The organism is Flavobacterium sp. (genome assembly GCF_965284515.1).
Taxonomy (GTDB): domain Bacteria; phylum Bacteroidota; class Bacteroidia; order Flavobacteriales; family Flavobacteriaceae; genus Flavobacterium.
Genome location: NZ_OZ260089.1, coordinates 37,139 through 54,222, shown reverse-complemented (window position 1 = coordinate 54,222; position 17,084 = coordinate 37,139). Strand labels below are relative to the sequence as shown.

General features: G+C 33.7%; 9 protein-coding genes. All 9 read left to right on the top strand.

The window, feature by feature from the left end; genetic code table 11:
- The first annotated feature begins 265 nt into the window (after positions 1–265).
- Positions 266–7,267, top strand: a complete 7,002-nt coding sequence (locus tag ACQ65T_RS00205) for a T9SS type B sorting domain-containing protein (RefSeq protein WP_430399106.1) — start codon at positions 266–268, stop codon at positions 7,265–7,267.
- Between the two features lie 235 nt (positions 7,268–7,502).
- Complete coding sequence (locus ACQ65T_RS00200; protein WP_430399105.1) at positions 7,503–8,390, top strand: branched-chain amino acid transaminase; 888 nt, start codon at positions 7,503–7,505, stop codon at positions 8,388–8,390.
- Positions 8,390–10,069, top strand: a complete 1,680-nt coding sequence (gene ilvD / locus ACQ65T_RS00195) for a dihydroxy-acid dehydratase (protein WP_430399104.1) — start codon at positions 8,390–8,392, stop codon at positions 10,067–10,069. Before ACQ65T_RS00200 ends, ilvD begins: the two co-directional genes overlap by 1 nt.
- 10 nt (positions 10,070–10,079) lie before the next feature.
- Positions 10,080–11,825 carry a biosynthetic-type acetolactate synthase large subunit gene (gene ilvB / locus ACQ65T_RS00190; RefSeq protein ID WP_430399103.1) on the top strand — a complete coding sequence of 582 codons (1,746 nt, stop codon included), beginning with the start codon at positions 10,080–10,082 and terminating at the stop codon, positions 11,823–11,825.
- A complete protein-coding gene (ilvN, locus tag ACQ65T_RS00185; protein ID WP_430399102.1) occupies positions 11,825–12,421 on the top strand; it encodes an acetolactate synthase small subunit in 597 nt (198 codons plus the stop codon). The genes ilvB and ilvN overlap by 1 nt, the downstream gene beginning before the upstream one ends.
- Positions 12,422–12,440: 19 nt before the next feature.
- A complete protein-coding gene (gene ilvC, locus ACQ65T_RS00180; RefSeq protein ID WP_430399101.1) occupies positions 12,441–13,487 on the top strand; it encodes a ketol-acid reductoisomerase in 1,047 nt (348 codons plus the stop codon).
- Positions 13,487–14,728 carry a threonine ammonia-lyase IlvA gene (gene ilvA, locus ACQ65T_RS00175; protein ID WP_430399100.1) on the top strand — a complete coding sequence of 414 codons (1,242 nt, stop codon included), beginning with the start codon at positions 13,487–13,489 and terminating at the stop codon, positions 14,726–14,728. Before ilvC ends, ilvA begins: the two co-directional genes overlap by 1 nt.
- Positions 14,729–15,014: 286 nt before the next feature.
- Complete coding sequence (locus ACQ65T_RS00170) at positions 15,015–15,179, top strand: hypothetical protein (RefSeq protein ID WP_430399099.1); 165 nt, start codon at positions 15,015–15,017, stop codon at positions 15,177–15,179.
- Positions 15,180–15,377: 198 nt separating this feature from the next.
- Positions 15,378–17,081, top strand: coding sequence for a DNA cytosine methyltransferase (locus ACQ65T_RS00165; protein WP_430399098.1), 1,704 nt, complete (start codon positions 15,378–15,380; stop codon positions 17,079–17,081).
- Positions 17,082–17,084: the final 3 nt, after the last annotated feature.

Genomic DNA, 17,084 nt, shown 5'->3' with positions numbered 1-17,084 from the left:
TTTATTTTTAATTAAAAGTACCGTTTTTTTTAACGGTACTTTTTTATTTTCAGAAAGACTGAATTTTCAATTTTAAGTCATTTTTTTCTGAATTAAAATAAATTATTGCTATTGCATCCTTATTATATTGTTTGTAAGTCTTCTGTTGGTGAATTCTGAAATCAAAAAAACATTAATTTTTTGACTATTTTTTTAAAGTTATAGTGATAAATTTGGTTGTTGAAAGAATCTTGTTTTTAGATTGTTTTCTGATAATAAATAATTTATGAGTAATTTTATATCAAAGTCGAATTTCTTTTTTGCTCTTGTTTTTTTGACAATTTCGAGTATTAAAGGTCAAAATATTTTAATAAGCCAAGGAGGTACAGTAAATGTTTCTGGAGGGGAAATGTTTTATGATGCAGGAGGTGCTGCTGGAAATGATGGTAATGTTAGTTATACTATTACTTTATTACCTGCCATTTCAGGTCAAGGAATTTGTGTTGATTTCACATCTTTTAGCTCTTATGAAACTTTAGAAATATTTGATGGAAGTTCAGTTGCGGCTAACAATATAGGTACATTACAAGGTAATTATGGTGCTGCTTATAATGCGGCTGGAGCTCCCTTTAATACGGGGCAAGCTCTAACAGGAGCAATAGGTGCGGAGCTAAAACCTGGTATATTTTGTAGTAATAACATCAATGGTGCATTAACTTTTAGGTTTACAAATATAAACGGTTCACAATCAACTGGATGGGAAGGAAATGTTATAACTTATGTGAAGAATAATGTAGGTTGTAATGTGTCGATTACTGCTAATCCAACAACTGTTTGCTCTGGTGATGCTGTTACATTAACTGCAGTTGGTGCAGTTGGTTCATCAGCCTTAAATAATGATTTTAATTCTGGTACAATTGGCTCTGGATGGAATAGTACTCCTGGAGGTGTTGCATTCGTAAGTGCTTTAACTTGCGAACCAAACTATTTACATTCTACTATTAATGATGGGTCCCTTTATGCTTGGATGCAGAATGTTCCTGCACCTCGTGTATTAGAATCAAATGGTTTTGACGTGAGTAATGGTGGGGTTATCAGTTTTGATTTTAGAGAAGCATCCGATGATAACGGTGGAAATGGTTGTGAAGCTTTAGATAATAGAGAAGGTGTTTGTGTGCAATATTCTGTTGATAATGGAGTCACATGGGTAAATATGAAATTAATGTTTCCAAGTATTGAAACTGTATTTCCTTCAGCAGGAAATATAGGTTGTGGAACATATGTTTATGATTGGAATACTACAACTGTTCCTATTCCTGTATCAGCATTTTCTGCGAATACAAAATTTAGATGGTATCAAGATAGATCAACTTCAGGAACTCAAGATAGTTGGGGTGTTGACAATGTAAAAATAATTAAAAATAATACGAATACCTTAACAATTACTGATTTGTCAACAGGAATAGTTGTTGCATCTTCTACGACAACTTCAGTTTCAGTTACGGTAAATCCGACTTCTACTAGAACATATAGAGCAACAATTACAGATGGTGTAACTTCATGTACAAATGATATAATAGTAACGGTTAATGGGGGGTCTCCAACAACTATTAATTATGGAGGAAGTCCATATTTGCCAAATGCTGGTTCTTCAAATGTAACTGTAACTAACGGACCAGTTTCTGGAGTTTATACTGCTTCACCAGCTGGTTTAACTATAGATTCAACAACCGGAGCTGTAACTCCAAGTTCAAGTACTCCTGGTACTTACACAGTATCAGTTCCTACAACATGTGGAACTGCAACAGCAACTGTTGAAATTTTATCTTCTGCTTTTGCTACTTGTGCCACTGCAAGTTGTCCGGTAATTTCTATTACAGAAACTACCGCAGCATTAGGTCAAACAAATATTTCTACCGCTTTAGCAACGGCTGGTGATCAATTGGGAAATGCTCCTTTGGTTCCTGGAGATAATATAACAATATGTGTTCCAGTAACTGTAGTAGCTGGTTCATCTTTGTTAGGTTTTAAACAATTATCGTCATCAAGTCCTGGAGGTTGTGGTAATCCTGCTGAAGAAGTTATTACATATCAATTAACTAATTCTTCGTGTGGTGCAGTAATTCCACCTAGTAGATCTAATGCGTCATCTGTTTCAAGTGGTTTTAATCCGGAGTGGGATGGTTTAGCTCCTGGAAGTTACATATTATGCTTTACTTTAAATGTAACAAGTGGTGCAATATGTTCAAGTGTGGATTTACAAGGTCTTGGTTATTATAACGTTATTCCTGCTGCAGTACCATGTCAAGATTATCAAATTCAAATGTATTCAGATGATTTATTGATAAATCCTATTACTAAAACGAACTTCACGTGTTCTGATGCATCAGTTTTTTTAGGTCCGGATACTTTTTTATCTATATTTGACTCTGGTTTACCATATAATTCTGTTAATATTAACATTGTTGCCAATACGGGAAATTTAAATAATCTTGTTGTGTACAGGTATAATTCAGCAAATGTTTTAGTTGAAACCTTGACTGTCCCTCCCGGCGGAGTTTCAAACAATTATTTTTTACGCCCAACAGGTTGTTATTATTCTCTAGATAAAACTAATTTAGCAAGTGGAAATTATTCATATACTATTACAGACAATACTTCAGGAACAGTATTAGCTTCAGGGACTTGGATTATTACTGCTGGAGCAGAATCTTTAAAAACAGGATTGTTATTCTTTCAAGGTACAGGTGTTTATTCAGGTACAGGTGTTACAAATGGATTTGACCCAGCCCCTGCTGGTTCTGCAGGTGATGACTATACAGATGATAGAGGTATTGGTGTCTTTAATCCTCAAGCGGCTGGTGTTGGTTCTCATACCATAACTTATACATGGGATAATGGCTTGCCAGCCCCAAATAATTGTACTTTGACTAGAACAATGAATGTTACAGTCACTGGACCAAGTGCTCCAACAATTTCAAACATTTCGATTTGCTCTGGTCAAACGGCTACTTTAACTGCTTCTGGAGTTTCTGGAACTGTTAATTGGTATGCTACATCTTCGGGTGGAAGTTCTATATATACTGGAAATCCTTTTGTTACTCCTTCGTTAACTTCTGCAACTTCATATTGGGTATCTCAAACAGTTGGTTCTTGTGAAAGTGCAAGAACTCAAGTTGATATCAGTATTTCAGCAGCAACTCCAGCAACCTACACTACAACTTTAGTAAATTGCGAACCTGGTTCTATAACTTTATCATCTATTTTACCTTCTGGAACTACCTTCAACTGGGTAAGTGGACCTTCCGGTTATACTTTTCCTGCAGGTTATCAAACTCCGTTAACAACTAATACAACTTTAACTGGATTACCAGCTGGTAATTACTGTGTAGATGTTGCTTCTCCAAATTCTTTAGGTGGTATCATAACTCAAACTTTATTTACAGAAACTTTTGAGTCTGGTCTTGGAAATTGGACTATAGACAATTCAAATGGACCAAATATTTTTGTTTTAAATAATGACTATGTTGGAGGAAGTTGTGTGACTGGCTTAGGTACTTTTAATGTTCCAGCAGTTCCAAATCAACCTGCTATAATTACTTCTAGTCCAAATAGCAACTATTTACATATAAAAGCAACTACAACTTCAGGCGTTACATGTGGTCCTGGTTCTGTTAATTTTATTCCAAACAATGCAAACTTTGATGGTCAAGTTTCTGATCAAAAAGCAATATTAAATACTGTTTTTAATACTGTTGGTAAAACTAATGTAAGATTTAATTTTTATTGGTTAGCACAAGGAGAAACAAATGCGAATGGTGCGGATGATTTTGGAAGTATTGAATACAGTTTAAATGGTGGAGCTACCTGGATTCAAGCTGGAGCTAAACTTAGAAGACAAACTACATGGTTGTCAGATTTTAGAACTGATCCTTCTTGGGATAACCAAGCTAATTTAAGATTTAGAATAAGATGGCAGAATGATGCTAGTTCTAGTATTGACCCTCCAATTTCAATAGATGAAGTTGTAATAACTGCTGATGTTACATCTGTTGCGTCTTGTGGAACAACTACTCAAGAATGCTTTACAATTTTAGCTACACCAGCAGTTCCAACAATTACAACTTCGGCAGCTACTTGTTCAGCAGCAGGAAGTTCAACCATCACGAATTACAATGCTGCTAACACATATGTATTTACTCCTGCAGGCCCTACAGTTGGTGCAACAGGATTAATCTCAGGTATGACTGTTGGTACAAGTTATACAGTAACCTCAGGAAATGGAAGTTGTACCTCAGTTGCATCAACAAGTTTTAGTAATGCTGCTCAATTGACTACACCACCAGTTCCAACAATAACAACTTCGTCAGCTACTTGTTCAGCAGCAGGAAGTTCAACCATCACGAATTACAATGCAGCTAACACATATGTATTTACCCCTGCAGGCCCTACAGTTGGTGCAACAGGATTAATATCAGGTATGACGGTCGGTACGAGTTATACAGTAACCTCAGGAAATGGAAGTTGTACCTCAGTTGCATCAACAAGTTTTAGTAATGCTGCTCAATTGACAACACCACCAGTTCCAACAATAACAACTTCGGCAGCTACTTGTTCAGCAGCAGGAAGTTCAACCATCACGAATTACAATGCGGCTAACACATATGTATTTACTCCTGCAGGCCCTACAGTTGGTGCAACAGGATTAATCTCAGGTATGACGGTCGGTACGAGTTATACAGTAATCTCAGGAAATGGAAGTTGTAGCTCAGTTGCATCAACAAGTTTTAGTAATGCTGCTCAATTGACTACACCACCAGTTCCAACAATTACAACTTCGGCAGCTACCTGTTCAGCAGCAGGAAGTTCAACCATCACGAATTACAATGCGGCTAACACATATGTATTTACCCCTGCAGGCCCTACAGTTGGTGCAACAGGATTAATATCAGGTATGACGGTCGGTACGAGTTATACAGTAATCTCAGGAAATGGAAGTTGTACCTCAGTTGCATCAACAAGTTTTAGTAATGCTGCTCAATTGACTACACCACCAGTTCCAACAATTACAACTTCGGCAGCTACTTGTTCAGCAGCAGGAAGTTCAACCATCACGAATTACAATGCAGCTAACACATATGTATTTACCCCTGCAGGCCCTACAGTTGGTGCAACAGGATTAATCTCAGGTATGACTGTTGGTACAAGTTATACAGTAACCTCAGGAAATGGAAGTTGTACCTCAGTTGCATCAACAAGTTTTAGTAACGCTGCTCAATTGACTACACCACCAGTTCCAACAATTACAACTTCGGCAGCTACCTGTTCAGCAGCAGGAAGTTCAACCATCACGAATTATAATGCAGCTAACACATATGTATTTACCCCTGCAGGCCCTACAGTTGGTGCAACAGGATTAATATCAGGTATGACTGTTGGTACGAGTTATACAGTAACCTCAGGAAATGGAAGTTGTACCTCAGTTGCATCAGCAAGTTTTAGTAATGCTGCTCAACTGCCAACTACAATACCTTTATTTACACAAGTTTCACCGATTTGTTCAGGAGGCTCTTTGTCAGTATTGCCAACAACATCAAATAATGGAATAACTGGGACGTGGTCACCAGCGTTAAACAATACAACTACAACAACATATACATTTACTCCAAATAGTGGTAGTGGTGTATGTGTTTCCAACGCACAAATGACAATCACAATCACACCACGTCCAACAGTTATAATTACAAATAATCTTCCGAGTATTTGTTCGGGTTCATCTACAGATATTGTTTTAACTAGTAATGTTCCAGGAGCAACCTTCAGTTGGAATGCAGTAGGAACAAATGTAAGTGGATCAACAAATGGTACAGGTACATCAATCAATCAAATATTGACTACTACATCTGATTTAGTTGGAGAAGTAGTTTATACAGTAATAGCTACTGCAAATGGATGTTCAGGAGACCCAATAGAGGTAAGGGTTAATATCAATCCTATACCTGATGTTGTTGTTACACCAACATCAGAAACAATATGTTCAGGTACGTCAACTAATATTTCTTTTAGTGGTTCAATATCTGGAACAGTATTCAATTGGACAGTTGTTCAGTCAGGAGTTACAGGAGCTACATCAGGAACAGGAACAAGTATTCAGCAAACATTGGTAACAACTAGTTTGATTAGCTCTGGTACAGCTACATATACAATTACTCCAGTTTTAAATGGATGTTCTGGTACACCAGTTGATGTTATAGTTACAGTTAATCCAACACCAGAGATATTAGGAACACCGACTCATTTACCAATTTGTAGTGGAGAGTTCACTAATATTAATGTTTCGGCAATGGATCCAGCTACAGTATTTGATTATACAGTCAGTGCAGTTGGAGTTATAGGCGCAACAGGAGGAACAATTACAGCAGGAGCACCAATAGCACAACAATTAGAGACTATTTCAAACTCTCAAGGTTATGTAGATTATACCATAACACCAACTTTAAATGGATGTTCAGGAACGCCTATTGTAATTAGAGTGTATGTAAATCCATTACCATTACCAGTATTAGAAGATGGAGTTATTTGTGTTGAATTATCAACAGGAAATGTTTTCCAAACGTATTATTTCCATACAGGATTGAGTAATTCAACTCATACGTTTGTTTGGTATTATGAGGGAGTTATTATTCCTGGAGCTACATCAACAAGTTATGAGGCAACAGCAGCTGGATCATATTCAGTGATTGCTACAAATATCGCAACAGGATGTAGTTCATTAGAAGTGTTTGGAACAGTGAATGCGACGAATCCAGCAACAAGTTTTACATATACAGTTACAAACGCATTTACAGATAATGCTACAATAGTTGTAAATGTACCAGATGGAAATGGAACAATAATGTATCAAATAGACGATGAGGCATTACAAAGCTCAAATATCTTTACAGGAGTAAGTCCTGGAATGCATGTAATTACAGTTGTAGATACACAGGGTTGTACTTACTTAACAGAAGAGGTAATGGTTATTGATTATCCAAAATACTTTACTCCAAATGGAGATGGTTATAATGACTACTGGAATATTATTGGATTACAAAACCAACCAGGAGCTAAGTTATACATCTTTGATAGGTATGGTAAGTTGATTAAACAAATTAGTACAACTGGTCAAGGTTGGGATGGAACATTTAACGGACAACAATTACCATCAACAGATTACTGGTTTACAGTTGAGTTTGAAGAAGCAGGACAACAAAAAGTCTTTAGAGCTCACTTCTCTTTAATTAGATAATTTATTAGATATGGATAGGATTAAGAACATTGTTAATAATTCAATAATTATTATTAACACGTTAATATCTTTAGCATTGTTAATATTCGCAATAAAAATATAAAATAAATGAAAGTTATTATTTCAATTATTATTAACAGTAATATTCGTTGTAGATAATGAGTAGGGTTTGATTATGTTAACACCTTTCTCTTAAAAAAGAAAGGTGTTTTTTTTAAAATTAAAATGTATTAAAATGTATTACAATCAAGAAACAGTTATTTTTTTAAACGGAAAATTTGTAAAAGCAAATGAAGCAAATGCTAGTTTGTATAATCAAACAATGCATTATGGAAATGGTGTGTTTGAGGGTATTAGGGCTTATGACACTCCAGATGGTGTTAGAATTTTTAAAGCAAAAGAGCATTATGAAAGACTGCAATATTCTGCAAAAGTAATGCATATTGATTTACCATATTCAGTAAAAGAATTAGAACAAATTAGTTATAAACTTTTAGAACTAAATAATTTTAAAGACGCTTACATAAGACCATTAGTTTATTTAGGTGATAACATGTCATTAACTCCTACCAATGAAGTTCATGTTGTTATGATGGCATGGGAATGGGGTAAGTATCTTGGAGATAGTTTATTGAGAGTTATGTTGTCTTCTTTTCAACGACCGAACCCAAAATCGTGTTTTGTAGAAGCAAAAGTTGTTGGACATTATACGAATAGTATACTAGCTACAACAGAGGCAAAGTCAAAAGGTTATGATGAGGCTTTATTAACGGATATGAATGGATATGTGGCTGAAGGACCTGGGGCTAATTTTTTTATCGAAAAAGATGGTAAATTATTTACTGCTCCATTAGGAAATATCTTAGCAGGTATAACCAGACAAACAGTATTTGAAATTGGTCAAGAGTTGGGGTACGAAATAGTGGAAAAATTCTTTACACCAGAAGAGATATTCAATGCTGACAGTGCTTTTTTCTGCGGAACAGCAGCAGAAGTAATAGGTATACAATCTGTAAACGATTATAAATTTCCATTAGAATGGGAGGATAGTATAGGAGCAGTAATTCAAAGAAAATATAAAAGAAGAGTCGCTTTTAATGAATACCATAATGTATACTTATAATGGAGTTAAATAAACATAGTAAAACGATAACACAAGATCCTTCTCAACCTGCATCACAAGCAATGCTGTACGGAATAGGATTAACCGAAGAGCAATTAACAAAACCATTTATAGGTATTGCCTCTATGGGTTATGATGGAAATACTTGTAATATGCACTTAAATCATTTGGCTTCTTTAATAAAGAAAGAAGTTAATAATGAAGAAATGGTGGGGCTAATTTTTAACACCATTGGAATTAGTGATGGTATTACAAATGGTACTGATGGAATGCGTTATTCATTAGTTAGTAGAGAAATAATAGCTGATAGTATAGAAAGTGTTGTTTCAGGACATTATTACGATGGCGTTATTGCAATTCCTGGATGTGATAAAAATATGCCGGGAAGTATAATAGCAATGGGAAGATTAAATCGTCCGTCTATAATGGTATATGGAGGAACAATTGCTCCTGGAAAATACCAAGGAAAAGATTTAAATATTGTTTCAGCTTTTGAAGCATTAGGTGAAAAAATTGCAGGAACTATTTCTGAAGAAGATTTTAAAGGTATTATAAAAAATGCTTGTCCAGGAGCAGGGGCTTGTGGAGGAATGTATACGGCTAATACAATGGCAATAGCAATTGAAGCTTTAGGAATGAGTTTGCCTTATTCAAGTTCAAACCCTGCAATTAGTCATGATAAAATAGAGGAATGTGAAGCTGCAGCAAGTTATATGAAAATATTACTTGAAAAAGATATTTGTCCAAAAGACATAATGACTTTTGAAGCTTTTGAAAACGCAATAACGGTTTTAATTGCTTTAGGAGGAAGCACCAATGCAGTCCTTCATATTATTGCAATGGCAAAAAGTGTTGGAGTAAAGATTACTCAAGATGACTTTCAAAAAATAAGTAATAAAACTCCTTTAATTGCTGATTTTAAACCAGGAGGAAATTACCTTATGCAAAATCTTCATGAAAAAGGAGGAGTGCCAATGGTTTTAAAATACTTGTTAAGTGAAGGGATGTTACATGGTAATTGTTTTACGGTAACTGGAAAAACAATAGCTGAAAATTTAGAAAATGTTTTAGATATTGATTTTGAAGATCAAAATATTATTCGTCCAATCGAAAATCCAATAAAAACAACCGGGCATCTTCAAATTTTATATGGAAATCTTGCAACAAAAGGTTCAGTTGCAAAGATAACAGGAAAAGAAGGAGAGTTTTTTAAAGGTCCAGCGAGAGTTTTTAATGGGGAAAAAGAATTGATTAAGGGTATTGAGGACAAAAAAATTAAAGCTGGAGATGTTGTGGTTATTCGATATGTAGGTCCAAAAGGAGGACCAGGAATGCCTGAAATGTTAAAACCAACATCTGCAATTATTGGAGCAGGATTAGGAAAAAGTGTTGCACTTATTACAGATGGTAGATTTAGCGGAGGAACACATGGTTTTGTGGTAGGTCATATTTCGCCAGAAGCCTATGATAAAGGAACAATTGCGCTTGTAGAAGATAATGATGTAATTGAAATTGATGCTGTAAACAATATTTTAAAACTTCATGTCAATGATGAAGAATTGAAGACACGAGCGTCAAAATTAGAGTTACCAACATTAAAAGTTTCTAATGGAGTTTTATACAAATATGCAAAATTAGTAAAAGATGCTTCAGAAGGTTGTGTAACCGATGAATCATAAAATAAATAAAATGAATACATTAATAAAAGACACAGATAAAGTAACGATAACTGAAAAATTAGTTTCAGGAAGCTTTACTGTAATAGATGCGTTATTAAAAGAAAATGTAACTACTGTTTTTGGTTATCCAGGTGGTGCAATTATGCCTATCTATGATGCATTGTTTGATTTTAGGCAAGAATTAAATCATATTTTAGTTCGTCATGAACAAGGGGCAATTCATGCTGCTCAAGGATTCTCTAGAGTAAGTGGTAAAACCGGAGTTGTGTTTGCGACTAGTGGACCAGGAGCTACAAATTTAGTAACAGGTTTGGCAGATGCGATGATCGATTCTACTCCTTTAGTTTGTATAACAGGCCAAGTTTTTGCACATCTTCTAGGAACTGATGCTTTTCAGGAAACAGATATTGTTAATATTACAACTCCTGTTACAAAATGGAATTATCAAGTTACTGATGCAGCTGAAATTCCTTCAGTTTTAGCAAAAGCTTTTTTTATTGCAAAAAGCGGAAGACCTGGACCTGTTCTTATTGATATAACTAAGAATGCGCAACTTCAAATGCTAAATCATCAAGAATATCAATCCTGTAATTTTATTAGGAGTTATAAACCTTCTCCAGATATTCGTGTAGAATACATTGAACAAGCAGCTAAGGTTATTAATGAAGCCAAAAAGCCCTTTATTGTTTTTGGTCAAGGTGTTATTTTAGGCAATGCAGAGAATGAGTTTTTACGTTTTATTGAAAAAACTGGAATTCCTACAGCTTGGACCATAATGGGAATGAGCGGTATTCCAACAAATCACCCACTAGCAGTTGGTATGTTAGGAATGCACGGAAATTACGCACCTAATTTATATACAAATGAATGCGATGTTTTAATCGCTGTTGGAATGCGTTTTGACGATAGGGTTACAGGTCGTTTGGATAAATATGCTAAACAGGCAAAAATTATTCATTTAGATATTGATCCTGCTGAAATAGACAAGAATGTTCTAGTAGATGTTCCTGTTTGGGGCGATTGTAAAGAAACTATACCTATGTTGACGGATTTAGTTGATGAACAATCTCATCATGATTGGTTACAACAATTTAAAAATGCAAAAGAAGTGGAAGTTGAAAAGTTAATTCAACCCGAATTATTTCCTTCTGAAGGAGAAATTACAATGGGAGAAGTGGTTCAGCTGCTTAATGAATTAACAAATGGAGAAGCAGTAATTGTTACCGATGTTGGTCAGCATCAAATGATAGCTTGTCGATATGCGGAGCAAACAAAAACAAGAAGTAATATTACAAGTGGTGGTTTAGGAACAATGGGGTTTGCTTTACCAGCAGGTATTGGAGCTAAATACGGAGCTCCAGAACGAACAGTAGTTGCTATTATGGGCGATGGTGGAGCGCAGATGAACATTCAAGAATTAGGAACTATAATGCAGTTTCAACCGAATGTTAAAATATTGATTTTAAATAATAGTTTCTTAGGAATGGTTCGTCAGTGGCAAGAATTATTTCACGAAAAACGCTATTCATTTACAGATATTCAAAGTCCTGATTTTGTTCAGGTTGCAAAAGGTTATGGAATTGAAGGAAATAAAGTTAAAGAAAGAGAAGGTTTAAAAGCAGCTTTAATTGAAATGTTAGAATATCCTAAATCGTATTTGTTAGAAGTAGCTGTTCGAATGGAAGATAATGTTTTTCCTATGGTGCCTCAAGGTAAAGGTGTTTCAGAAATTGTTTTATGTAAAGAAGATATATAATGGAAACAGTTAAGAAAGAATATACATTAACAATTTATACAGAAAATCATGTTGGGTTAATCAATAAGATTGCCATTATGTTTTCAAGACGTAAAATTAGTTTGGAGAGTTTCAATACTTCACCAAGTGAAGTGCCAAATATCTACAGATTTACAATTGTAGTTATTGAAGCAGAATCGGTAGTCAAAAATCTAGTTAAACAAATTGAAAAAATCATCGATGTTTTCAGAGTGTATTGTAATACTAATGATGAGATTGTATGGCAACAAATGGCTTTGTATAAAGTTCCAACTAAGGTAATCATGCATGAAGTTCGTGTAGAACGGTTGTTGAGAGAATTTGGAGCGAGTGCAGTAGTAATTAGAGAAGATTATACCATTTTTGAAGTAACAGGGCAGAAGGAAGAAATCAATGCCTTCTTAGTGGAATTAGAAAAGTATGGATTAATAGAATTTGTGAGAAGTTCTAGAATTGCAATAATAAATAAGAGTGAAGGAATTCATAAATCTGTTTTAGAAATGGAAAAATTAAACCCGGCTTTAAAATCAATAAATAATGAATTTTTAGATAAAAAAGATCAAGTATTTCAAATGTAAATTTTAAAAATTAAGTAGTATGGCAACAATAAATTTTGGAGGAGTAAACGAAACAGTAATCACAAGAGATGAGTTTCCTTTAGAGAAAGCGTTAGAAACATTAAAGCATGAAGTAATTGCAGTAATTGGATACGGAGTACAAGGTCCAGGACAATCATTAAATTTAAGAGACAACGGATTTAATGTAATTGTAGGGCAACGTAAAGGCGGAAAAAGTTGGGACAAAGCAATTGCAGACGGTTGGGTTGAAGGTAAAAACCTTTTTGATATTGATGAAGCATGTGATAATGCAACTATTATACAGTATTTGTTGTCTGATGCAGGTCAAATAGATGCTTGGAAAACAGTTAAAAACCATTTAACAGCAGGCAAAACATTGTATTTTTCTCACGGTTTTGGAATTACATTTAATGAAAAAACAGGCATAGTACCACCATCAGATATCGATGTAATATTAGTTGCGCCAAAAGGGTCTGGTACATCATTACGTCGTTTATTTTTAAAAGGTGAAGGAATTAATTCAAGTATTGCAGTATATCAAGACGCAACAGGTAGAGCTCATGATAAAGCAATTGCATTAGGAATTGGTGTTGGTTCAGGATATTTATTTGAAACAGATTTTAAGAAAGAAGTATTTTCAGATTTAACAGGAGAACGTGGAATTTTAATGGGTGCTTTAGCAGGATTGTTTGAAGCTCAGTATAATGTTTTACGTAAAAACGGACATTCTCCATCGGAAGCATTTAATGAAACAGTAGAAGAATTAACGCAAAGTTTAATGCCTTTAGTTGCTGAGAACGGAATGGATTGGATGTTTGCAAATACTTCAGTTACTGCACAAAGAGGGGCTTTAGATTGGAAAGGGAAATTTAGAGACGCAACTACACCAGTATTTGAAAGTTTATATGATGAAGTTGCATCAGGTAGAGAAGCAACTCGTGTAATAACTGAAGGTAGTAAGGCAGATTATCGTCAAACTTTAGAAGTAGAATTAAAAGAAATACGTGAGTCAGAATTATGGCAAGCAGGTGCTGCTGTTCGTAAATTACGACCAAAATTAGCATAATGAATGTGTTTGATAAAATACTAGAAGCAAAAGAAAATTTGAATGAAGTGGTACTTAAAACGCCACTTCAATTCAATATAAATTTATCTGATAAATTCAAATCTAAAGTTTATTTAAAACGAGAAGATTTGCAGCAAGTTCGTTCCTATAAAATTAGAGGAGCTTATAATAAAATAAGCCATTTAAATCAAATTCAACAATCAAAAGGAATTGTCTGTGCGAGTGCTGGGAATCATGCTCAAGGTGTTGCGTATTCGTGTAATTTATTAAAGATAAAAGGCATTATTTACATGCCTAAAACCACACCTAAACAAAAAATTAAACAGGTTCAGTTATTTGGAAAAACATTTGTTGAAATTGTTTTAACAGGAGATACTTTTGATGATGCTTTTCATGCTGCAAAACACTTCTGTAATCAAGAACATTTAAATTTCATACACCCTTTTGATGATCTTGAAGTGATTGCCGGACAAGGTACTGTTGGACTAGAAATTATAGAGGAGCAATTACCTTCAATCGATTATCTATTATTACCGGTTGGCGGTGGTGGTTTAGCTGCAGGTGTTTCTACAGTATTTAAACACTTAAGTCCGGCTACAAAGATAATTGGAGTTGAACCTGAAGGGGCGCCTTCAATGCAAGAAGCTTTAAAACAAAATGCTCCTGTTGAATTAGATAGTATTGATAAATTTGTAGACGGGGCTGCGGTTAAAAAAGTAGGTGCTGAAAATTTTGAAATTTGTAAGTCAACATTAAATCGTATGATTTTAATTCCTGAAGGAAAAGTGTGTTCTACTATTTTACAAATGTATAACGAAGAAGCAATTGTTGTAGAGCCGGCTGGAGCTTTATCTATAGCTGCTTTAGATCTCTTAAAGGAGGAAATTATTGGTAAAACAGTTGTCTGTATCGTAAGCGGAAGCAATAATGATATTGAACGAACAGAGGAAATTAAAGAGCGTTCTTTAATATATGAAGGATTAAAGCATTATTTTATGATTCAATTTCCACAAAGACCTGGAGCTTTAAAGGAATTTGTAAATGATGTTTTAGGAGATACTGATGATATCACTTATTTTCAATTTATTAAAAAAAATAACCGTGATGTTGGACCTGTTATCGTTGGGTTGGAATTAAAAAAGAAAAAACATTTACTTTCAATAAAAGAAAGAATGTTGGAAAGTGGTTTTAATTTTCAGTATTTAAATGAGAAAGATCCATTGTTAGCATTACTGATCTAAAATTTCATTAGAAATCTAAATAAAAAATCCCTAAACAGTTGTTGTTTAGGGATTTTTTGTTTGTAGCGAGAGGCAGATTCGAACTGCTGACCTCAGGGGTATGAATTGATTTTTTTTTCAAAAATTATACCCCAAATACTAACTTATTTAAGTAAATCGTGTACGGTATCGTGTACTGTTATTTGTAGTCAAATATACTAAATAAATAACATTTATTTTCAATTTTTTTAGCCTAAATTATAAATCTTGTTTTCAAATCAAACATTTTGGAAACGACTGGAACGTAATGGCCGAGATATTAATTACACTATACGAACAATTTATAGAGAATAATACTATTACACACATTACTAAGAACCTCTACGCTTCAGAAATAGAAAAAATGTATGGTAATCGTTTGCGTTCTAGGATGCGTAACATGTTTAACGTGATCTCTTTTGAAGGTAATTAAAAAGATAAAAGATAGTTTTTACTTTAAATACGGAAAACCGTAAAGTTATATTTTTATTATTTCTTAAATTTGAAAATATTTATTTTATAAAAAATTACTGATAAAAAACACAAACTTATTCATAATTTGAATTGGTTAGTTTGTTTTAAATTTTTTAGATTTACAAAGTAATAATTTAATAAAAGTAGACTTCAATAAATGAATAATTTGACTGTCATAGATTTTTTTTGTGGTGCTGGAGGTTTTTCCGAAGGTTTCAAACAAATGGGTTTTGAAATTAAACATGGTTATGATCATTGGAAACCAGCTATTGATACATATAACCATAATTTTAATTTAGAATGTCAAGTAAAAAATATTTTAGATTTCAAGAAATCAATTGAAGAAATAGAAAATCTTCCCGACACTGACATAATAATTGGTAGTCCGCCTTGCGTAAGCTTTTCAAGTTCAAATAAATCTGGTAATGCAGACAAATCTCTAGGAGTTGAATTAACTGAAACATTTTTAAGAATAGTTGCAGTAAAGAAACATCAACCTAACTCCATTTTGAAAGCTTGGTTTATGGAAAATGTAGTTAATTCTAAAAGATACTTACAAACTCAATATACATTTAAAGATCTAGAATTAACTGAATGGGCAAACAAACACAGAATTAGTCCATTAAAAATTGCTATTGATTTATTTGATAATACTTCAGTTATAAATTCAGCAGATTATGGTTCTATTCAATCAAGAAAAAGAGTCATATCCGGCGAAATTATAAAAAAGAAAAAATTAATTGTACCTCAGCCAACTCACCAAAAAAAAGAGTCTCAACTAAATTTACCTCTTTACAATTCAATTAGTTTAATTAAGAGAAATTTCCCTTCTCCTTTTGAAATAAAAAGTAAAGTATTAATTGAGGATATTCAATATCCTATAAAACTTGAGCTAGACAAAATTACTGATCATTTCTATGACACTGGAGTGTATGAAGCAGAATGGAGATTTTCTAAACACTGGAAAACAAACCATCCATTTATGGGTAAAATGTCATTCCCTGAAAATGAAAATAATCCAAGCAGAACGATAACTGCTACTAAAATAGCCAATTCAAGAGAATCTATAATTTATAAATCTGAAATCAACAGAACTGGTGACGGTGAGTATAGGTTACCAACAGTAAGAGAAGCTGCTATAATTATGGGTTTTCCAATTACATATCAGTTTATAGGTTCTGATAATGCAAAATGGCGATTAGTTGGCAATGCTGTTTGTTCTTCTGTAAGTAGAGCATTTGCATCAACTGTATTAATTACACTTGGAATAAAACAAGGAAAAACATTAATTATTAATACTGTTCCTAATTTAAAGGGGGTATTAAACTTAAATAATTATTCAAGAAAAGTATTTAACAATCCACCTATAAAAAATAAAAATGCTAGATGTAGATGGCAACCGTTTAAGGAAGGAAATATGACAGTTACACTTTCAAATTACAATATTGAAAAAAATAATAAAGCAGATGGAAAATGGAGAACTTCAATACAGTACGGAACAGGTAAAGGATTCCCTATTCAGCATATTGATGATCAATACTATATGAAATTAGAGTCTATTATTTCTAAGATTAAAGGTGGACCTAAATTTTTAAAAGTGATTAATAATGGTTTTTCGGAAAAAATAGGTAGTTCACAAGAACTTCAAGAGATGTTTGAATTACAAAAGTCCACAGCGAATTTTTTAGAACCAACTCTTCTTGTAGATGAAGTAGGTAATGTTATTCAAAATACAAAAATTGATGAAACTAATTTTATCCAGTCTGATATTAATATTTTTCTTAAAAACATTGTTCCTGCTAAACAACTTTTTGCCTTGTATGCTATTAATAAAATAGCAACAATTGCTAATTCAAAATAACTT

Excerpts from the sequence above, each read along its gene's own strand:
- ACQ65T_RS00165 (WP_430399098.1), top strand. The coding sequence starts at position 15,378 with ATGAATAATTTGACTGTCATAGATTTTTTTTGTGGTGCTGGAGGTTTT.
- ilvN (WP_430399102.1), top strand. The coding sequence starts at position 11,825 with ATGGAAACAGTTAAGAAAGAATATACATTAACAATTTATACAGAAAAT.
- ilvC (WP_430399101.1), top strand. The coding sequence starts at position 12,441 with ATGGCAACAATAAATTTTGGAGGAGTAAACGAAACAGTAATCACAAGA.
- ACQ65T_RS00170 (WP_430399099.1), top strand. The coding sequence starts at position 15,015 with ATGGCCGAGATATTAATTACACTATACGAACAATTTATAGAGAATAAT.
- ACQ65T_RS00200 (WP_430399105.1), top strand. The coding sequence starts at position 7,503 with ATGTATTACAATCAAGAAACAGTTATTTTTTTAAACGGAAAATTTGTA.
- ilvD (WP_430399104.1), top strand. The coding sequence starts at position 8,390 with ATGGAGTTAAATAAACATAGTAAAACGATAACACAAGATCCTTCTCAA.
- ilvA (WP_430399100.1), top strand. The coding sequence starts at position 13,487 with ATGAATGTGTTTGATAAAATACTAGAAGCAAAAGAAAATTTGAATGAA.
- ACQ65T_RS00205 (WP_430399106.1), top strand. The coding sequence starts at position 266 with ATGAGTAATTTTATATCAAAGTCGAATTTCTTTTTTGCTCTTGTTTTT.
- ilvB (WP_430399103.1), top strand. The coding sequence starts at position 10,080 with ATGAATACATTAATAAAAGACACAGATAAAGTAACGATAACTGAAAAA.